Origin of the sequence: Pleionea sediminis (assembly GCF_007570825.1) — a bacterium.
In the GTDB taxonomy this organism is placed as follows: domain Bacteria; phylum Pseudomonadota; class Gammaproteobacteria; order Enterobacterales; family Kangiellaceae; genus Pleionea; species Pleionea sediminis.
In genome coordinates, this window is record NZ_SUNB01000011.1 from 1 (window position 1) to 22,968 (window position 22,968).

General features: G+C 40.6%; 4 protein-coding genes. All 4 read right to left on the minus strand.

Features of this window, described 5'->3' with window-relative positions; all coding sequences use genetic code 11:
* Positions 1-810: condensation domain-containing protein (locus FAX86_RS21565; RefSeq protein WP_246128721.1), on the minus strand; the 810-nt coding region annotated here is incomplete at its 3' end.
* Entirely contained in the window at positions 807-7,229 is a 6,423-nt protein-coding gene (locus FAX86_RS21570; RefSeq protein ID WP_144395572.1) for a non-ribosomal peptide synthetase, read from the minus strand. The genes FAX86_RS21570 and FAX86_RS21565, both read right to left, overlap by 4 nt.
* Entirely contained in the window at positions 7,226-13,600 is a 6,375-nt protein-coding gene (locus FAX86_RS21575) for a non-ribosomal peptide synthetase (protein WP_144395573.1), read from the minus strand. The genes FAX86_RS21570 and FAX86_RS21575 overlap by 4 nt, the downstream gene beginning before the upstream one ends.
* Positions 13,601-13,605: 5 nt before the next feature.
* On the minus strand, positions 13,606-22,923 hold the full coding sequence (locus FAX86_RS21580; RefSeq protein WP_205859284.1) for a non-ribosomal peptide synthetase: 9,318 nt from the start codon (positions 22,921-22,923) through the stop codon (positions 13,606-13,608).
* Positions 22,924-22,968: the final 45 nt, after the last annotated feature.

The following is a 22,968-nucleotide window of genomic DNA, read 5'->3' on the forward strand; positions in this document are numbered from 1 at the left end:
AGTCAAGTCTTGTAAACGCTCCGACCAATAGGACCATTGCTCTTGATAATCTCGGCTTGACACTTGGCTCCGTTGCCAAACTGCGTAGTCGGCGTATTGTAAAGCCACTGCCGGTAATTCTATGGGAATGTTAGCAAGCTCAGCGTTATAAAGTGCAGCTAGCTCACCAAAAATTAAGTCCATCGACCAACCATCAGTAATCAAATGATGCATTACGAGTGACAAAATTGCTTCGTTGTCAGCGGTACGAAATAATATGGCTCTCACCGGTGGACTTTGTACTAAATTAAATCCCTTACCAACCACCTCAAGCAATTCTTGCTGTAACCTTGGCTGCGGCCAACTATGAGCATCGACCACTTCTAATACGGGTGCTTGAGGAGCAATGACTTGTTCCGCCTCGTCTCCAACACCTTTAAAAAACGTTCTTAGTGATTCGTGTCGCAAACAAACCGTTTGCCAAGCTGAACTTAATGCAGAGCAATCTATTTCTCCAGATAACTGAAACAGTGATGGTGTGTTGAACTCTGCTGATTCAGGATCCGTTTGCCAACGTAAAAACATGGCTTGTTGTTCTACTGACAAAGGAATCATTTTATTGGCTGGCCGTGCCGGAATTGATTCAATCGTTGCACTTTCTTTATTTTCATCAAACCAAGCTAAAAGTTTTTCTTTGTTAACTTTAAGCTGCTTGATTAACTCAGCATCGATTGGTGCTTTATGTTTCGAGCTAACTTTTAATTGTCCGTTTACAGACTGAAGAGAAATACCATTGGCTTGGCATCGATTTAAAATTTCAATAATGGTCATAGAAAAAACTCCTGGGCCGGCTCTTCTTCTTGATTTTCAAAAACTGCCGATCTTATTGCCTGATTTTGTTGTTTGTATGAAATGTGCTGCGCGAGTGCAGCAATACTGGCATCAGCCATAAACAATGTCAGATCAAACTCAAAACCAAAAATGTCTCGTAACTTTGCGATGAATCGCATGGCTAATAATGAATTGCCACCTAACTGGAAAAAATTATCAAAAACACCAAACTCGTCTATCTGCAAAATAGATCGCCAAATATTGGCAATTTGTTGCTCAATGTCATTACGAGGTGATATGCAATTAGTGGCTGTACTAATTGAAGAGTTATCATTGAGTTGATCAAATGGAACGGGATGCAAACTGATAAAAGGTTTCGCAAGCAACTTGCTTGAATTGACTAACTGTTGCAACGTTTGAGTGCTGGCCTGCTGTGTTAACACATTCAACACTTCTTCATAAAGCGACACCACATGTTTTGACATTTCTGAAGACACATGCTTGCGGTCACATAATAAAAGGTAGACAAGACAATCACTCAGTCCAACACTGAGGGTTAAGGGATACTCACTGTATTCGGTAGCACCACTATCAGTCACATCAAAACCGACTGCATCCATTAAGTTGACTGCGCCGCCACGTGGGTAGTTTTCGTAAACAAACAAGCTATCAAATAATTGACTTTGCGGTGGTAAATCTGCCAGTCGGGATATTTCTGCTAAAGCAACATGTCCGTAACGGTTAGCCGACTGAGTATTGGTATGAACATACTGTAAAAACGAGCCAATAGATTGTTCATAGTCAAGGGCAACTCGAACGGGGACTGTGTTAATAAATAGCCCGACCATATCTGTCGACCCAGCCAACTCTTCTGGTCGACCTGAAATCGTGACACCATACAATATGTCATTAGTTGAACTGACATTATTCAAAGTAAGCGCCCAAGCTGACTGCATAATCGATGCAACTGACACCTGTTGTTGTTTTGCAAACTCAACAACTTGTTCACTTAATCTAGAGGAGAATTGCCCTTGTAATTGATAAAAGTCAGAATTGTCTGATGAAGGCTCAAATAACAAAGCTTGCTTGGATTCAAGCTGACTTTTCCAATAGCGATCAGACTCAGCTCGATCAAGCGAGGCTAACCACTGGATATAGCCTTTAAAAGGTTGAGGGGATTCAATTTTATCAGGCTCGTTCATGAGCAATGCCCGATACTCCTCTGTCACTTCAGAAAAGAGTCGACTGACACTCCAACCATCCAAAAGAGCGTGATGATGAGTCCATAGAAAGATCCACTGGGATGACTCTTGGACTATTAAAAAACGCATTGGAATAACCGATTGAAGATCAAAAGGTGTGGCTAAATCCTCTGCTAATAAAGTTGAAAAGTCGAAGAGATCGGTTGTTGAGTAATCCGCAGGATTAATAACACGCCAATCAATATCAGGTTGGTTAAGCACAACCTGGCATATACCAGAGGCTTCAGTCGCTAAAAATGCAGTACGTAAAATGGGATGACGAGCGATAACTTTATCCCAGCTAGAACGAAACACATCGACTTTAAGATCACCGGATATCGAAAAGTACGACTGAGTAATATAAGCAGATTTTTTTTCATCGAGTAGCGTTCGAAATAACATACCTTCTTGCATGGGCGTTGAAGGATAAATATCATCAATGCAGCCAAACTTATTTACTGCCGTAATTAACTCAACATCAGTTAGTTCAGCTAATGAAAAATCCGTTGGGCTGTATTTAGGGTTCGCTCGGTTAGTAAATTCAACAAGCGAATTAACTGAATGTTGCAAGCTATCGGATAATTTATCGATTAGTTCGACATCACAACAGGTTTTATCGAAGTCCAGGCTGATAACAAAATTATTATCCTTAAAAAATACGGTTGCGGTCAGCGCCTCGGTTCTTTTTGCTTGGTTACCGAGATTATTCATGCGGTAGTCAGCCAATTCATGATTTCTGTCCAAAGATACTTGTGAGAGATTGAAAGTCCCTAAGAAGTTAATTACGAGATCCGGCGAGCTATTTTCCTCCCACTGTTTGAAATTATCATCTCCCGCTATATGACGTATTGCACCGTATCCGACGCCTTCATTAGGAAGCTCATTAAATGCTGACTTTGTAGCCATTAAACTATGTTCAACAGTTCCATCTGTCGTTTCAATAATCATAGGGAAGAGAGACGTAAACCACCCTACCGTTTCGCTGGTTGAAACAGTGCTTTGACACCATTGACGTCCAGCTTTCTCGCACCAAAAACCAATCGTTGAATTACTCCACAAGTTGGCTAGCCCATGAGCAAAAATACTATGAACGACAATTTCAGGTGTGGTTTTTAAAAGCTGACGAGAATTATCAAACAATTGATGTATTTGTCGTGAGTCAATCTCAATTTTGCGGTTCACTTGCCCAGAGTATTGACCATAGTCATGGCTAGATGAAAACCTCGGCACTTTTTTGTCTAATATTGGTTGCCAGTAAGTCATCTCTGTCGGAGAAGTTTCTTGTAATCTCTCAATGTATTTTTCAGTTGCAAATTCCGGTACTTTTAACACTGGCGCTCGGTGGTGATTGCACTGGCTAAGCAGATAAAGAATGCTTTCTCTTAATAAATGCAATGACACCATATCAACAATCAAGTGATGAGCTATACCCAAAACTAAAAAGTCGCTCAAAGACGTTTTGATTAATATCCACTTCATCAATGGGCCGTCAGTTATCGAAATGTCTTTACGAGCAGACGATTCAATCTGAGACACGCTCTTTTTTAGGTCGCCCCCCGAATCATTCGAAAGGTCTACAAAGTTTAGAGCCCTAGATAATAGACCTGAATGATAAGACGCTACTGCAGAGGTTCCTCTATCGGGATCAAAAGTTTGCCTTAAGGCAGGGTGCGCAATTACCAATTGCTCTACACAAAGATGCCACTGTTCTGCAGTTATTTCTCCAGTAAAAGGTGCCCAAAAAGATTGGTGGTAATCAAAATTAAGGTTTTCACTTTCTATAAACTCAATTTGTTGAGGAAGTAAGGCCAAGGGGCCAGAAAACTCCGGCACTTCAGAGGATTCGTTGGACTGAACAACCTGCGCCAATTGAGCGATGGTTGGATTCTCGAAAATGGAGGTTGTTGTAAGGTCGATACCAAGCTCACGGGCTTTCGCAACGACTTGAATTGAAATAATGGAGTCTCCGCCCAAGGCGAAAAAGTTATCATGTCGACCAATATTTTTTCGGCTGAGTGTATCACGCCAAATATCGGCCAAACTATTTTCTAGGGCGCCGTTCAATCGGGTTTGTTTTGATGACTCTGCTTTTAACTCTTGGACTTCAGGTAATTGATTGATGTCAATTTTACCATTGGCTCGTTGCGGAAAAGATTTCATCAGTTGAATTGCTGAAGGCCACATAAAATGTGGTAGCTTGTTTTGTATATGGCCATGTAAGGAATCGACTTCGATAGTCTCAAACCGGTTCGATGCAACATAAGCGATCAATCGCTTTTCCTGTTGGTCGTTAATTTGAGTAGTGACCCATACATCATCAACTTGAGGAAAAGATGCCAAACAAGCTTCTACCTCAGCTAACTCAATACGGTACCCTCTTATTTTGACTTGATCATCGCGCCGTCCTAAAAACTCTAAATTACCATCTCGATTTAAACGAACCATATCACCCGTTCTGTAGACGCGATCATTCGGATCGTAGGGATTAACGGTAAATTTTTGCGATGTTAGTGAGGGATTTCCTAAATACTCTTTGGCAACGCCTACTCCACCAATAAGGAGTTCGCCAACACAATGAAAAGGCAATACTCTATCTTTTTCATCGACAACTAAACAGCGAGTTCCAGCCAAGGGTTTGCCGATCGGAACCACACGTTCACAATGAACAGGGTCCACTTTATAAATTGTTGATGTAATGGTTGTTTCACTTGGCCCGTAGGCGTTAACTAATTCAATAGTGTCAAACAATTCAGCCTCTTGCCAAGCAGACACAATATTGGTTGATACTACGTCTCCACCTGTAGAAATCAATCTTAACTGGGAGTTTTTGAGCTGTTTCATTGCCACAGGCTCTCCTACTAGTCGCTGAATATAAGCGACTGGAAGATCTGTAAGCGTAATCTTGTTTTCAAGAATGTATTGAATGGTTTGCTCTATGGTCCAAATGCTTTGCTCTCTCAAATGCAGTTCGGCACCACTCACCAGCGCTGTCAAAATCTGTTCTATTGATCCATCGATGGAAATACTTAAAAATTGAAGCAGTCTATCTTGTTGTTTTATATCAAATGCTTCTACAACAGAAAGAATATGACATTTAAGATCATAGTGTCCGATGATTACACCTTTCGGTTGACCTGTTGAACCAGAAGTAAAACTGATATAAGCGCTACTTTGCTCTTCGACATCAATTCCTGCAGTCGTTGGAATATTGACTAATACTTCTCGAATCACCGGTTCATCTAATATTAAATAATTATCGGTGACTAGTAAGTCTTTTGATTGACTATGAATAATGCTGCAGCTTGGTTTGGAACTTTCTGCAATGGCTTCAATTCGATTACGTGGCGTTTTAACATCAACTGGAATATATACTGCACCGATTGACATCGCTGCTAATAGAGACACTACCCAATCGGTGGATTGTGGTAAACAGACAATAACCGAATCACCAGGTTGTATATTGCAGACTTGTGTTAGGTAGCTACCAACTTGCAAAACGTTTTCTGCTAGTTGGGCGTAGGTTAACCTCGTATTACCATGAACCAAAGCCGTAGCATTGGGGTTTTTCTTGGCTAGTTGATCAATCAGTGAAATTATCGATGGACTAGTTGTAATCGAGTCATCAATATTAACCTTTCCCATATCGAGTATCTGCGCGGTACTCTCTTCTGTTAGAATTTGCGCTTGTTCTATGTTGTTGCAGCCATTGGCAAACGACTTTAATAAAATATCGAAACTCGATGAAAGCTGCTGAATACTTTCTTCTTCAAATAACTCGTCACAATACTCCCACTGAATATTAATGTGATCTCGATGCATTTCCGCATTCAAGCTAATGTCATAGGCCGAAAATGAAGAGTTAACGGTAATCGGTTCTACATCCAAGTCACCTAGAGCTAACTCTTCAGCTTCGATATTTTGGAGTGCGAACATCACTTGAAAAATGGGGTGACAAGATGAGCTTGATTCGTTACGTGTTAACTCAACGATTTTACCAAATGGTAACGATTGGTTTGAGAAGTCCTCTGAAAGTTTCTGATGAACTTCTCGTAATAGTTCAGTAAATATGGTCGCCTTTTCAAGGTTAACTCGCAAAGGCAACATGTTCACAAAACAGCCCACTATATCGCTCAGGTCATTATGTTCGCGATTAGCCACAGGTGTGCCTATAACGAGGTCGGTTTCTCCACTATATCGGCTCACTAGTATGGAAAATGCAGAATAAAGTGTTGAAAAAAGCGTGACATCATTGTCGGCAGCCAGTTGGTTCAGTTTTGCTAATAACTCACTATCAATTCGCTGGTTATAGGTTCGACCAGAATAAGAGGGTTGTTTTGGACGTACTTTATCTAATGGTAACGAATGAATTGGTGGTGCACCTGCCAATCGTTCGCGCCAGTAATTATTGAGTTGAGAATACTCAGGGTGTTGTTTCTTCTCTTTTATCCATGATACATAGTCAGAGTATTGTAACACCTCAGTTTGAATTGAAAGGTCTTGCTGTCCACATGTTTTAGAATATGCTGCAGCCAACTCTTTGGTTAATATAGAAACAGACCAGCCGTCGGCAGCAATATGATGGAAGCTCAATAACAAAACATGATGTTCTTGTGAGACGACAATAATTTCAGCTCGCATCAAAAGATCCTTGCTTAAATCAAATCGAACAGCCGCTTGATTTCGCAAATAATCTTGCAACACATCTTCGTTATTAGAAAGATCAATATTGGAGATGGTGAGTTGAAATGGCTGGTTTGATAAATTCGCTAATAGCTCTCCATCTATTAAATGATAATTGGTACGTAAAACTGAATGATTGGCGATTAGTTCATTGAGTGCTGTTTTTAGATGGTCTATATCCAATTTTCCACGCAAATGAAATGCAAAGGGAATATTATAAGTTCCACCGACTTTCTCTTGTTGATCAACAACCCATAATTGTTGCTCTATATCGGATAAACTTCTTGGATAAGAGGCCTGAGTTTTGACTAATCCATTATCTGAGCGCTCACGACGACTTTCCAACCAGGCAATTATTTCTGCTTTGTGATTTTTAAGCTGTTCGATCACCAAGTCACCCAGTTGGGTCAAAGGCCCCTCATAACGTAGTTTGTCGCCATTTAGTGATAAAACAACACCGTCCTTGGCTAAATTAATTATAAAGTCCTGAATATTCATATTTCACCCTCTACCATTTCTACGTCTTTATTTTTTAACTTGGGCTTACCAAGTGCTGCATCGATAAGCAACGCAATATCTTTTAGTACAGGTTTCTTAAAAATATCCTCTACCTTCATATGCACACCAAACTTATTCTCTAAGTCTGACTGAAGTTTTATTGCTTTAAGTGAGTTACCTCCCAAGGCAAAAAAGCTCTGAGTACTAGTGACTTCTGATAGGTTTAAAATATCGGCAGCACATCGGCACACAAGGGAACAAGTGGCTGTCATTTCATCGTCGATGACAGGATTGTCTGTTTGCTGACGTTGTGACCAAAGGTTACGTAACTCAGAATCATCCAGTTTGCCATTTGACGTGAGTGGCATGGAATCAATCGCCAAAATCCGAGTAGGAATCATATACTCAGGTAGCCGTTGATATAGATGGTTATTTACCAGATCAAGATCAACCGATAGCGATGAAGTGATAAATGCAATCAGTTGTTCATCCAATAATCTTATCGCTGCATTTTTAATTGGAGCAAATTCTAGCAAAACCGACTCTATTTCCTTCAGCTCTACGCGAAAGCCTCTTAGTTTTACTTGTCGATCTTTACGACCGATAAAACTTAAGTTGCCGTCTGTTTCGACTCGTACTCGGTCTCCAGTAAAATAAAGTCGCTCTCCCACCTGCTCAGGATGAGGAATAAAAGATTGTGCGGTTTCTCTTGAATTATTCCAGTAGCCGATTGCAAGACCTTTACCACCAAGATAGAGGTCGCCCACGACCCCATGGGGCACTGGTTCGAGTGCATCATTGAGAACTAAGCATTCTGTTCCTTTAATTGCTTGGCCAATGGAAACATGACTTGATGTGATAGGAAGCGTGACTGGATGAGTGCAGCTGAAGGTAGTATTTTCTGTTGGGCCGTAACCATTGATAAGTTGTGGAGGGCAGCTTATCTCAGCTAACCTGTTGGCATGATGTACAGAAATAGCTTCTCCACCAACCAGCAGATATTTTAGGCCTGAAAAAATAGTATTATCGATATCAACCAGCGTATTAAACAAAGTGGATGTTAACCACAGAGTATTAACCCCTGAATGGATCAGTTGCCGAATGTTTTTTGGTTCAGGAACCTTTTTGTTAACTATATGGCAGATACCACCATTTAATAATGGTGCCCACAATTCAAATGTAGAAGCATCAAACCCAATTTGAGACAACAGCGATGTTTGAATAGTGTCGTCGAAACGCAGATAGTTAGTTTCTTTAACAAGCCGAGTAATGCCCTGTTCGAGAATAGCTACGCCTTTAGGACGACCGGTGGTACCCGAGGTATACATAATATAGGCGATTTGATCCGCTGAATTGTCAACTGACCAAGGCCAGTCGATGGTAGCTGTAGCAGGCAAGCTATTCAGGTCAACAATTTGGCATCTTGATGAGCTTTTCAAAGACACATTGTTTGCTAGAGCATCATCGGTAACTACACAGCACGCGTCGCAGTCTTGAATAATATCAGCGACTCTTTCAGAGGGTAAATGACAATCTAAAGGAACATAGATAGCATACAATTTTAATACACCGATAAACGTAGCGACGCATTCAAAATTTTTGGGTAATTGAACAACAACCCTATCACCCGATGTTACTCCTTGTCTTTTTAAATAAAGTGCTATTTGAATGGATTTTTCCCAAAGCTCTAAATAAGTAAAATGTTCGGATTCAGAAGTAATAGCCATTGCGTTAGGACGGCAATTAACTTGTTGCTCTAACAAACTTAGCAGTCTTACAGGTTTCTCATTTGAATAAGATGGTTCTACTATGTCATTGAACTTTTGCGTGTCTTGACTCACCGAAGTTACTAATGCGTTGTCATTTATTGATGAATCAGTTGCCGCTAGTGTTCGCTTAAGAAATTCGCGGCACTCTTGTTCAAATCCTCTCGCAAATGTTTCTATCATAGCTTGATCAAAAATATCAGTTGAGTACTCCCAACTCATTTCCAAGCCATCGTCAACAGTCATCGCTTCTACAGTCAAATCCATACGAGCAGTTGCTTGCCTTACATCAGTGTAGGGTTTAACAGCAATGTCGGGTAATTCAGGCGAAGTAATCTGGTTATTTTGTAAGGTAAAAACAATCTGAAATAAAGGGTTAAAACTAGCGCTGCGCTCAACCCCTAGCTCATCTACCATCATTGAAAATGGCATTGCCTGATGTTCTAAGTCAGCAAAAAACTGTCGTTGATTTTTCTTTATCGTCTCAACAGAATCTGAATGTTTAGAAAAATTAAATCGCACCGGTAAAATATTGACAAAGCAACCCACTAAGTTTTTGAACTCTTCTTTTTCTCGGTTAGCAACGGGTGTTCCAATAATAACATCATGCTCACCACTCAATTTGGACACCCAATGGGCAAACCTGCTGAATAAAGTAACAAACAAAGTCATTTGGTTTGCTTGGCTGATTTTAGTGAGCTGCTCTACCAGACTGTTTGGTAACTTATGGACAACTGTGGCCCCTTGATAAGACGGTTTTGGAGGACGAACCCGACAGGTAGGTAAACTGTGAATGATTGGTCCATCGATAAGCCGCTCACGCCAATACGAGGCGTATTTTTGTTTTTTATCTTCTGATAAATAATTAGCCTGCCACAGAGCAAAGTCAGCATATTGATATTTCGGCAGCGGTTCTGGCTGTTGTGCATTAGGTATTGCGGCAACTGGCATATAATTGATGCCATGCTTTTTTTGATCGTCTTCTCTTTGAACCAATGCACTTTGATAAAAGAATTCCAGCTCCTTTACTAGAACTCCTAACGACCAACCATCCGCTGCAATATGATGTAGACTGATCACGAAAATCGATTCGTTTGGCTTTACTTGAATCAACGAAAAACGAGCCATTAAATCTTGCGAAAGCAAAAATGGAGTAAACATCTCTGCTTCAACGAGGTTTTGAATAGCTTTTTTGTTGTTAGCTTGTTGGCTCGATGATAAATCGAGCCTGTTAAGTGTAGGCTTTGTATTACAGGCGCGGGCGAAAACTTCCCCGTCTTTCTGGTGATAGCTAGTTCGCAATATAGCATGCTTGGCGACTATTTTTTCAACGGCGTATTGTAAGGCATTTACATCAACCTCACCTGCTAAGTGCAATGCTAATGGGATATTGTAAGTGCTACTAACATTCTCTAATTGACTCACAAACCAAAGTTGCTTTTGACTGAAACTAAGTTGATGAGGAGAGTTAATATTTACTGTTTTGATTTCGACATTATCTGACTTTTCTGCATGGTCATTTCGTATATGATTTGCTAATGCATGAACTGTGGGCTGCCTGGCAAACTCACTGATTGAAATATCAACCTTAAATTCTTTCATTAGCTTGGAAAGAACCCTTAATGCCGTTAATGAGTTTCCTCCAGATGCAAAAAAATCGTCGCCTATATGTAAGGAGTCGATACCAGCAATTTCTTTCACAATTGCGAGTACATTCTCTGCCACTTGGTCCGTTTCTACATCGGAGAACAGCTCAAACTTATAATCAGTTGGTTTTACTGTGGGAAGCGCTCTTCGGTCAACTTTCCCATTATCAGTGATTGGCAATTCCTTCATGCAAATGACCGCGCTCGGCTTCATGAATGAAGGTAATTTTCGCGTTATTTCGGATACCACCAATTGACGCTCAATGGTATTAACGATATAAGCAAACAATTGACCGCCGCCAATGTTTGGTTCCCAGACTACGCAACAAGAATTTACTCCATGACAAGTTCTTATAATATTTTCTACTTCTGAGATCTCGACGCGAAAACCTCTAAGCTTTACCTGTGAGTCATTCCGACCAACGTATATAAGCTCACCTTGTTGATTGTATTTGACTAAATCTCCAGTACGATACAATCGTTCGCCTCGAGCCCATGGGTTAGGAATAAATGCGCGTGCCGTTTCTTTCGGTAAGTTGGCATAACCTCGCGCTAGCCCAGGGCCGGCAATATAGAGCTCTCCTGCCTGTTCTCCGATAACTGGGCTTAAGAATTCATCGAGTACATAAGTCTTAGAACCAGAAACAGATGAACCAATAGGTAACGCTTTCCCTTCATAGGCTCTAGGAATTGAAAAGGTGGTGGCCAAGGTCGTATTTTCAGCCGGTCCGTAAGCATTGATTAGAGTGCCGCAAAACTTATTCTGAAGTATCTTTTGAGCGGCGGTAACATTACCCGCTTCCCCACCAAACACCAAATATTTAAAATTTTGGAAAATATTGGGCGCATCATTGGCATAAATGTTAAAAAGAGCGGTGGTTAGCAGAGCCGTATTGATTTGCTCTTCCTTTATGGTCTGCTGAAATTTTGAAGGAGATAATAGGGTATCTTTTCTAACGATAACCAGATTACCACCGTTGAGTAGCGCTCCCCAAATTTCCCATGTCGCAGCGTCGAAAGTCAAATTTGATAACTGAGCAAACCTAAGTTCATTTGAATACTCCATATAGTTAGTTGACTTGACTAACCGAAGAATACCTCGCTGGGTAATTTCAACACCCTTAGGTTTTCCAGTCGATCCTGAGGTAAATACCATACAAGCTAAATCATCCGGTTTGACTTGTGTAATTGATAACATCGAACTGGTACCGGCCTGCTCAATCTTATTCACTAATTCGATATTAATACAATGGTTAACTATTGATGAGCAGTGGCTAATTTGTTCTTGATTAAAAACAATCAAACATGAGCACCCAGAATCATTAAAAATAGATTTAATTCTGTCAGTGGGTAAATCTGTGTCTAAAGGTACATAGGCGCAACCCAGTCGAACCAAGGCTAGCAGAGAAGCAATGTACTCTATTCCTTGTTGTACTTTAACAGCAACATGAGTTCCTCTTTGAATACCCTTTTGATCCAGTAATAAAGAGATATTCAATGCGATATCATTGAGTTCTTGATAACTAACTCGTCGCTGTCCATCAATAATAGCCACTGCATCAGGTTTCTCATTCAAATAATTTGCAAACTCAGAATACATATCACTTGCTACAACCATATCTGAATAATGCTCAATGTCCTCGGTTAATGGCGTATAGTTAGCAGAAAGCAGATTTAACACCGAAGTATTCGATTGAGCAACTAGGCACTGAGCATTCATCTCTAAGCGACTAATCAATGCATTAGCGGTCGTTTCTGAAATTTCTGATGAGTTAACTTGAAGTATAAGATTAAGGCTATCGTTATGCTCTGAAACTATAACCGTTAACGGATAATGAGAATATTGAGTAAACTCAAGCTCAGTAATCGACAGTTGCAAATCAAGAGAGTTATTATCAACGGGATAGTTTTCGAATACCAAAATACTATCAAATAAATCACCTTGCTCTTCAAGTTTTAGATAACGCTTAATATCGCTAGTTGGACAGTGACTGTATTCTGTAGACTCAATGACTTGTTGTTGTAAATCGCGCAAGCAGTCATTGACTGTCTTCGACCAACAAAAATCGACTCGCACCGGCAAGGTATTGATAAACATTCCAGCGATGCTGGCATAACCCTCAAGGTTATGTGGGCGGCCTGATACCGTCATGCCGAAAACAATTTGGTTGGAGTTAAACAACTGTGCTAAACATGAAGACCACAACAATTGAACAATAGTATTCAAACTAGTATTTGTCTGTATTGCAAGTTGTTTCAATAAGCGAGTTTGTTCAACTGTAAATGATAAAGAATGCTCTATAATTGACGCTGATAATTCAGTCGCTTGAATATGCTCAAACTTATTGCATTCGCCCAGCAATCGACGCCAATAAGAGGCTTCGTTTGACTTCGAACGATTTTTCTTCAGCCACTGAAGATAACTTTTAAATTGCGGTGTTTTATTGGGCGTAGCAGGAATAGCCTTGAGATTAATTTCGTATTGTTTAAAAATTTCACCCATTATGAGAGCTACAGACCAACCATCTAACATCATATGGTGTCCGGTCCACAGTAATCGATATTCTTGATCATCCGTCTGAGCCAGTAATAATCTCATCAACGGAGGTTTGGTCAGATCAAAAGCTGTTTGATAATGTTTGCTCTTAGTGCTTACCCATTCATCTTCGATACTTGCTGTTGAGCGCCAATCACAATACTCGAATGGCGATAAGACTTCCTTAACCACAAATTGGTGTGGCCGGGGCAACCCTTTCCAAAGGACTCCCATCCTAAGAGCATCATGTTGCTGAACAACCGAACCAACTGCTCTCTCAAGTGCGTCGATCTCGATTTCACCATCAATTTTCCAGGCCGACTGAACGTGATAGGCTTGCCCACCACTTTTTTCTGCATGAAACAACATGCCTTCTTGAATCGGTGTGAGAATAAAAATATCCGAATACTTTTTAGATTCCATTTAGCTTAGTTCTCCAACAACGATGAAACTAAATCTAGGTCGACGTCTGCTAGTTCGCAGAGCTCATTAGCGTCATGACCCATAAACTCATTAAATAACTCAAGATAACGACTAATTAATTGAGAAACATCTTCTTTGCTCCACCTTGCTTCGCTATAAGTTATTTGTAATGTAAGCTCACCAGAATCGATAGCCGCTAATACTTGAATTTCTGCCGACAAAGAATTCTTAATATCGGCCCCAAAGGGCACATCTAGCGAGTAAGAAAGTTGTTCTTGTGATGCCTTGGCTGAAGAAATATCACCAAAGAAATTAAATACGACCGATTGTTTTTTCAGTTTGTTTAATTTCTCATTAAATGCCTTGTCTTCACTATAAGCCATTAAACTTGCAAATTGTCTAGAAGCTAAAGGATCAAGCATGGTATTACGAACTTCTTCAACCAGGTTTTGAAATCCATCAACATAAAAAATCAATGGATGCAGTGCAGTAAACCACCCCATTGTCTGGGCTAAACTCAGTTCTCCTGAACGAGTGGCTCTTCCATTGTGCTCACGCCAGATAACGAGGTCTGGACTTTGAGTTTGCTCAGAAACAGCAGCCACCAGCGAAGCGATTAGAATGGGTTCTAATTCACTTGGAGAAATGCTGTCTAGAGCAATATTATATTTTTCTGTTGTCGCATGTTCATAGGTAAACTCCGCTTCAGGATTAGAAACCTTAAGTTGAGAAACTGCCTCAGGTAACGCTTGATTCCATTGATTAAGACACTCTTGACCATCAGCTGACGTTACCCAGTCTTTTTGATGCCTAGTCCATTGTTGATAGGATATCCAAGACGGACCATCATCGACTAGCTCACCCTTTAAATAGGCTTGGATTTCATCAACCAGTATTCTCCAGGATGCAACATCAACAATTAAATGATGTAAACAGACGATCAATTCTTGAGATTCTTCTTTTTCAATGAGTAAGCAAGCATTTAGCCTACCCTCTTCTAAGTTAAGTGATGCTTGCGTTTCGCAAATCAATTCTAATCGACGAGCATCTGATATATTAGCTTCCTTCCTAAATGAAAAATAGGATGCTTCTTCTGAATAGATTGCTTGCCAGTCATTTGTTGTTTGCCTAGTAAAACTCAAACGAAATACATCGTGACGCTTAAAAACAAATCGAAGAGCACTTTTAATCTTCTGCTCCGAAAATTGTTGCAGCGTTATCGAAACCGCTTGATTCCAGTGGTTGGGATTATGATGATTGTGTTCGAAAAACCAGTTTTGGTTAGGGCCGGAAATAGACTCTCCTGATTTCACTGGATCAATCGTTAATTGTGTATTGAATCCATTCTCCCGTTCTTCAGCAACTTGTGCTAAGTGCCTAACCGTGGGGTACTGCATAATCTGAGAGGGTTCTACAGACACGCCTAATTTTTGAGCTCTCGTTGCCAGCGATAGTGCTTTTATTGAATCTCCGCCTAAACCAAAAAAGTTATCATCCAACTGGACTTTTGTGCGCCCAAGCACTTCTTCGAACACGTTTATCAAGCGTTGTTGAATCGATGTCAACTCTGACTCTGATTGCTTGGATTCTAATGAGACCAGCTGTTTTGCTAGTTCTCTTAGTTTGGCCATGTCCGCTTTACCGTTTCGAGTCAGAGGTAACTCATCGACTTTAATAAATCGATCTGGAATTGCGTATTCTGGCAAATGACCACGTAACTTATTTCTCAGCTTCCATCCATTGTCGCCTTCACTAAAATTATCATCATCACTTACCACTGCAGCCACAAGTTGTTTGTCGAATTCAAAAACGGCTGTGCCTTCTAAATTTGCTAGTGATAGCAATGTGCTTTCAACTGCTTCCGGCTCAATTCGATAACCTCGGATTTTTAATTGCCGATCACTTCGTCCTAGAAATTTAAAACCTTGTTTTGAGAGTTCACAGACTATATCTCCCGTGCGATAAAGTCTTTCTCCCGTTGAAAAAGGATTAGGTATAAATCGACTCGCTGTCATTCCTGGCATATTGACATAACCTTGAGCTAAATTGGGGCCCCCTAAATAAAGCTCTCCGGCAACACCCTTGGGTACGGGATTGAGTTGTTGATCTAACACATACCAGTGACTGTTTAAAATTGGCTTACCAATTACGCTGTCGCCACTTGCCCCGGTAAGTTCCCCACCACTGGCCCAAACGGCTGCCTCCGTAGGACCGTATTCAACATGAAGCTGAGCCGTAGTATTTTTAAGATGAGTTTGTATCAAACCTTCGTAAACACTCTCGCCTGCAAGAACGACATGCTTTAGGTTGGAGAAAGAAAAGTTGTTGTTATGCTCCAATATCGCACGGTATAAAGATGGCGTGACTAAAAAATTCTCCACTTTTTGTTCTTCTATGAGATTCACCATGCGATCAATTGATTGCATTTGCGACTGAGTGGGAATAATCAGTGTTTTACCTGCACAAAGCGAACCTAAGATTGCCGCTAAACAAGAGTCGAAGTGAAAGCCAGCAGCGAACGAAAAGCGCTCTGATTGGGTGTCGTAAAAATCTAACCGACTTAGTGTCGAAAGCGCAATACTTTGGTGAGAAATTGCTACCCCTTTTGGTTTTCCGGTACTCCCTGAAGTATGGATAATATAGGCGATGTCTTTGCCGTTTAATATTGGCCCGGCAAAGTGTTGAGAGTTTGTTAAGGAACTCCAATTAAACTCAAGCTGTTCACAGTCCAGTTCAGCATTATTTACTCGGGTGCCTAATACCAGTTGTACCTGATTTTCTCGAATAATGTTATTTACCAATTGGGTTGGCAGTTGAGGATCAACCGGAACATAGATTCGGCCAGCTTTAAAGCAGGCAAACATCGCTACCACAGCTTCGATGCTTCGTTTAAATTGAACCACGACTGGGCTATTGCCCTGTGTCAATAATCTATTAGCCAAGGAATTAGTTAACTGGTCAAAGTCTTGATAATTAAGCTCTAAATTATCAAAGACTATGGCTGTTTGCTCTGGGTTGGCTATAACTTGCTTCTCGAGCATCTGCAATACTGATACCGAGTGGTCATTCTGCTTACGACTAAAGTTGTTTAATGGATTGAAGTCGTTTTCCATGTGATGTGGCAATGGCTTCAGCACTTCGACAGCCGTCTGGACTGTTTCGCATTCCATTAAGCTTTTTAAAATCAAAGCATAGTCTTCAGCCATTTGCTGCAAGAACTTGGCATCAAATCGTCTGCCATCAGCGGTCAGTCGAAAAGATAATTGTTCACCGGGAACGATAGCAACCGCTAAAGGATAGTTATTCTGTTCAATTCCGTATAAACGGCTCCATTGTATCGAGGATTGACTCCCGTCTTGTTCCATAGGATAGTTTTCATAAACAAAAATAGTTTCAAACAGAGCAGACTCACCATAGAGTCCAATTGACTTTTGAATTTCAGCCAATGACACATGCTCAACGTCCATTCTTTCGATATGAGCATTTTGCAGCCTTGTTAACATATCCTCAGTCGTTTGACCCGTAAAGCAATTAACCCGAACTGGGACAGTATTGATAAATGGGCCAACAAACTTTTCCACCCCCTCAAGTTCTGGTGGACGTCCAGAGACAGTGACACCAAAAACGACCTCTTCTATACAAGAATAACGTGATATTAAAATTCCCCAAGCCGCTTGCAAGATAGTATTGATGGTAATCTGATGTTCACGGGAGAACTCTTTTAATAAATTAGAGACTTCCATAGATAACTGACTGTCACATCTTTCGATAATTGGCTGCTTAGATACTTCACCCATCTTCATTGGAAGTTTGCCTGCGTACTCCTGTAATTCAAGTAAGTACTGGCGCCAGTAGTCGGTCGAATCATTCTCGCCAAAGGTTCTTATGTACTCAAGATACTGACTGAACCCATTAGAAAATTGGCACACTAACTCATCTTTTGAGTGCATAGATTCAAGAGAATCATAGGTTGTTTGAATATCTGCAAGCACCACACCGATTGACCAGCCATCTACCAACGCATGGTGTATAGTCCATACGAGAAAGTGCTCCTCATGAGCTTTAATAAGAGTGAAGCGATGCCAAGGTTTACCTTTAACGAATTCTTGCTGTCGATCTTTGTCTAAAAATGAGGTTAACAATTCATCTATTTCAGAGTGACTGAATTTACTCCAGTCTACTTCTTGCCAAAAAACTTCAACCTTGTCTTCAAACTTCTGGCCGATAAATTCATCATCATGTTCGATAAATACGGTTCTTAGTGCCTCATATTTTTCGCCGACATGACAACAGGCTTTATGCAACAATGCTTTGTCTAAATTGCCTTTAATGGAACGATAGGCTTGAATAACATAGTCACCCTTACTCGGATTCTCGGAATAATGATAAAGCAAACCTTTTTGAGTTGCGGTTAATCTGTAAAAGTTTTCATTCGGAATAAATGGCAACTCAGGCTCTTTTTTTCTAGGAAGCTCGTTAATTATTTGCTGTATTGTATGCTCTAATTTTTGACCAAACTCTTTTATCATTAAACTAGATACTTGATCATCTGCATAAGATAAATCAAAAGTTAGATTTTCACCGGTAAGGGCGACATTGATATCCAGCAGGGTCTGTCTAGGAGTCTCTGGATCTTGATAAGCTGACAAGCTTCCCGGAATAACGCTGAAGTATTTATCCTGGTCGACAGATTGTTTTCCTAAGTAATTCAAACTCACCTGAGGTAGATCTATTTCGGCCATTGATTCTCGCACGGCGGCTTTAGGATGCAAGTAACGTAGCAGTCCGTAGCCACTGCCGCGTAATACAGGTTTATTTAAACTTTCAGCAACTTTAGCAAAGGTTGACTTAATACTGTCTGATTCATCAAAGACTACCCATAAGGGCCAGAATCCAGTAAGCCAATTAACCAGACGATCTGGGGTTATGTCACTACTCTCAAAATCTCGGCCATGAGTTTCAATTAATAAGCCTACCTGAGAATTATCAGTAAATCCTTTGAGCGCCTTGCTCACCGAGGTAACTATCAATGAGAGTAAACTTCCGCCAGAGGTAGCAGCGACTTCTTGCAGAGCATTTGATTGCAGTTTAGATAATTGAATCTGTACATTTCGAGTATCGGCAAGCTTTGAACTTTTATTGTTGTAACATCCAAATACGGCGGAAGAGATTCCTTTTAATTGACTCCAATAGCTTTGGTATTCTTGCATTAAAATTGAACTGCTTGCCGTTTTTGATAACTGATGGCACCAGGCAGAAGGATCAGAAAAAGGCAGTAACTGTGTGATATCAGTTTGTTCTACTATACTTTCTTTGGCATTTTCTTTCGCAGTTACTGCTAATGCCGAGTAGACTTCTCGAATATCATCAATGAGAGTATTCCATGATACTGCATCCACTACAAAATGATGTATCACGAGCCAGAGTTCGCAGGTTAGTCCTTCTCCCTCCAACCATAAAGCACCTATCATCCTTCCTTCGTCAATATCCAGATAATCGTGCAAGGCTTGCAACTCTGATTGCAGGATATTACTTTTTTCTTCGACTTGATTGACTTTCACTGTACGAATATTAATTGAGCCAGTACCAGGAACTAAATGATAGTGATTATTAATCTTGGTCAGTTTTGAAACCAACGATGGATGACGCTGCATAACGATATTGATCGCATTGACAAGGTTGTTCAAAGGCTCGCCAGGATAATTTACCTGGATGCCTAAAACTTGGTGGTAAGCAAACTTGCCAATGTTCAAATACCAGTGCTGAATCGGTGTCAAGGGTATTGGAGAGTTAGTGCTGAGATTGGTACTTAACGAGTCCTCTTTTCCAGGTGACTGTTTCATTTGTGAGTCGAGATAATTTGCAATCGCGGTCACCGTTTGCAGTTTAAAAATATCCTTGACAGATAACTTATAGCCTAAACGACGACAGCGTGACGCTAATTGCATAGCGGAAATTGAGTCGCCTCCTATGCTAAAGAAAGACTGGTCTGGAGCCGGTTGTTGACCAATTAATTCGTGAACCAAATCAGCTACCATTGCAGTAGTTTTATCCAGATACTGTTGATTGGCTATCTGCTCACTAGCCTCGTCCTGAATTTGCGTAATACCCGATAACAAAGACTTTCTATCTATTTTCCCAGTCGAAGTCAGCGGCATCTTATCCAGTTTTTGGTAATAGGATGGCACCATATAATGAGGTAGCTGTTTGGCTAGAAAATCGTGTAAAGCAGCTGTTTCCGTATTCCCCACATAAAAGCAATACAAATGAGCAGAGTCCGGTTCACCAGTAACAACGACGGCTACGTCAGTAATTTCTGACTGTTTCATACATGCGGTTTCAATGTCACCAAGCTCAATTCTGAACCCCTTAACTTTTACCTGAGAATCACGACGACCAACAAAAATAAATTCATCATTACGACGAATAGCGAGATCGCCAGTTCGATACATGACCTGAGACTCATTATTGCTGTAAGGGTCAGGTAAAAAAGATTCTGCACTTTTCTTCGATCTGTTAAGATATCCAAAACCAACGCTGTCACCGGCAACATATAGCTCGCCAATACAGTCATCCGGGACCGGGTGCAATGTTTCATCGAGCAAATAAATCCGGCAGCTATCAACGCCTTGCCCGATACTTGGCTCATCCTTTAAAGGTTTATTAAATTTTGCTTGGGTCGCGTAAACAGTCGCTTCTGAAGGGCCATATAAGTTATTTATAAAATCTACTTGAGTTTCTGCAAACAATTGATTAACTAACTTTTTGCGAAGTGGTTCACCGGCCAAGTTGATTGTTTTTGTTTTGTCAGATATTGCGTTTAGCTCTAACAGTAATTTGATTGCGGAGGGGACGGTATTAATTAGAGTAACCTCTTGGTAACTCGACTCAGAAAAGGCGTCCACATTGTCATAAATATGTACCGTGCCACCAGTAAGGAGTGGTAGAAACATTTCGTAAATTGACAGGTCAAAACAGTTGGATGTTAAAAAAGCCACCTCGCGTAGCTGTTCAAAGGTAAACGCTTTAAGCCCCCATCCTAGAAAAGCAGCGAGATTTCCATGATTGAGAATAACCCCCTTTGGTGTTCCGGTACTTCCAGAAGTATAAATTAGGTAAGCAGGTAAAGCCCTAAAAGTAGCGTATGGTGCCCACTTTAGTATTTTCTCAGATACAACTTTCTGGTTAATTTGCTGTAGGGAAACTCGTTGACTCGGATCAACTAAGGCGGCAATATCGTTAGACTCTTCTTCGTCATAAAGCAGAATGGAGATGTTCGCATCAGACAAAATTGTTTGATTTCGAGTTATAGGATAACTGGCATCAACAGGAACAAAAGCTGCGCCACAGTACAATACAGCCAAAATGCTCTCAATCAGTCGTTCATTTCTAGGTAGACAAATGGCTACTCGATCACCCGGCTTTACTCCCATTACTTGCAGCTTGCGACCGGTAAGCATAACTTTGTGTATTAACTCACTATAAGAAACCTGGGTGATTCCGGTAATTAATGCGGTTTTGTCACTCATGTTTGATGCGCGCAAAAACAACTCATCTAAGAAAAAGTTATAAGAGTTTTCAATTGGCGTTTTAAATTCGGGTAGCCATTGATTCGCTAAGCAACTCACAAAATTATAATGTCGGGTTTTACTTTGCGTTGCCGCACTTAAAATGTCTTCAATAATTTGCACATAGTTTTCTTGAAAGGCCTCAGCCTTAGTATTCTTATGTGCCATTAAACGACAAGTTAAATGCTCAGTTTCATCAAAATCGACAAAAAAAGGTACTCCATTACTGGCGATTCCTTTTTTGTCTATTACTAAAGATTCTGGGTGGTTCAATATTTCTTTAAACCGCTCAAACTTGGTATAGTTAAACAAGGTGTCAAACCAACGTCCTACATGAGTTACCTTATTTATGTCACTTAATGGAAGATATCGATTGGGTAAAACGTCGAGCTCATTTTCAAAGCACCTTAAGATAAGTTCATCCCAACTGCACTCTAATAATTTAGCTTGAAACGGCACGGTATTTAGAAACATGCCAACACTGGTGTCTGCGTGTTCATCAGCTGCCCTACAGTTGGTGACTAACCCAGTAACAATTTGTTGGCGCCCCGTAAGAAGACTTAAACATTTAACATGTGCGGCCAGAAGAACCGACTTAATTGAAACACCAAGCCGTTCAGCGGTTACCCGCAATTTTTGTCGCAGTGGTTCATCAATAATAATTGAGCGAGTCGTCAGCCCAGAGTAAGTTGTCTCTTTAGAGTGTTCCTCAAAGCAATGTGGCTCGACTTCACTGAGATAGGACTTCCAGAAGGATTTAACTGATTCAACTGCTGCGGTTGAATTTTCATTGGCAACATGTTGCGCAAAGCTGTATTTTGGTACCGTGAGCTCAGGAGAATCGCCTTGCCGGTAGACTTGGTAAGTATCCAAGAGAGTTTTAGTGACAATACTCTCGCTCCACCCATCAAGTATGGCATGATGAAAACTTAAGCTAAGCTGAAATTTAGTGGCTGATAATTGATGAACAAAAATACGTAGTGGAACTTCATCACTAAAGTTAAATGTCGTGTTGGACTCATCGGCCATCCATTGCTCTAACTTGCTTTCTTGTTGATCATCATCAAACTCAAGCCAACTTTCAACTGTTAATGTTGGCAAAAAATCACCTAGTGCAATATGAGGTTCATCATTTTTATCCCAAATAATTTTACTTCTTAAGATATCATGAGTGCCTACCAAGTCTTCTAGCGCCTTTTTCATAGAGTTTAAACAAAATGGTGCATTGACTTGATAAGACAATACGTCATGATAAATTTGCGTCGAGCTGAAATCATTGCTATGTAGCAACATCGCCCATTGCATTTTACTTACCGGATATACATCCTCATATCCTTGATGAGCTAATTCTGAGTTGTCTTCAGAAAGAAGCGAAAAAGGCTGTGTCGCTTGAGTTTGATTGTTAGAATAAACAACTTCAAGTTCAGCTGAGTTATCTTCTTTTCGTATGAGTTCAGCCAATGCACGCGGAGTTTTCGAAATCATTAAATCACGTAAAGAAACATCAACGTCTTTGTCTTTTAGACTTCGAATCACTTTTAGCGCTGACAGTGAGTCGCCGCCGAGATCAAAAAAGTTATCTAATGCACCGACCGATGAATGGCCAAGCACCTCCGAGTAAGATGCAGCGATTTTTTGTTCGATCTTTCCTTTTGGGATAACAAAATTATCATCACTAAAATAGTCCGCCTTGGTTGCTACCGGTAATCGTTGTCGGTCGATTTTACCGTTGGCGGTTAATGGGGTATCGGTCATTAACACCAGCGCCGCCGGCACCATATACTCCGGTAACCGCTGCCG

What these genes read in the sequence shown, in the direction of transcription:
- FAX86_RS21570 (WP_144395572.1), bottom strand. Translation starts at nt 7,229, where the DNA reads ATGAATATTCAGGACTTTATAATTAATTTAGCCAAGGACGGTGTTGTT.
- FAX86_RS21580 (WP_205859284.1), bottom strand. Translation starts at nt 22,923, where the DNA reads ATGACCGATACCCCATTAACCGCCAACGGTAAAATCGACCGACAACGA.
- FAX86_RS21575 (WP_144395573.1), bottom strand. Translation starts at nt 13,600, where the DNA reads ATGGAATCTAAAAAGTATTCGGATATTTTTATTCTCACACCGATTCAA.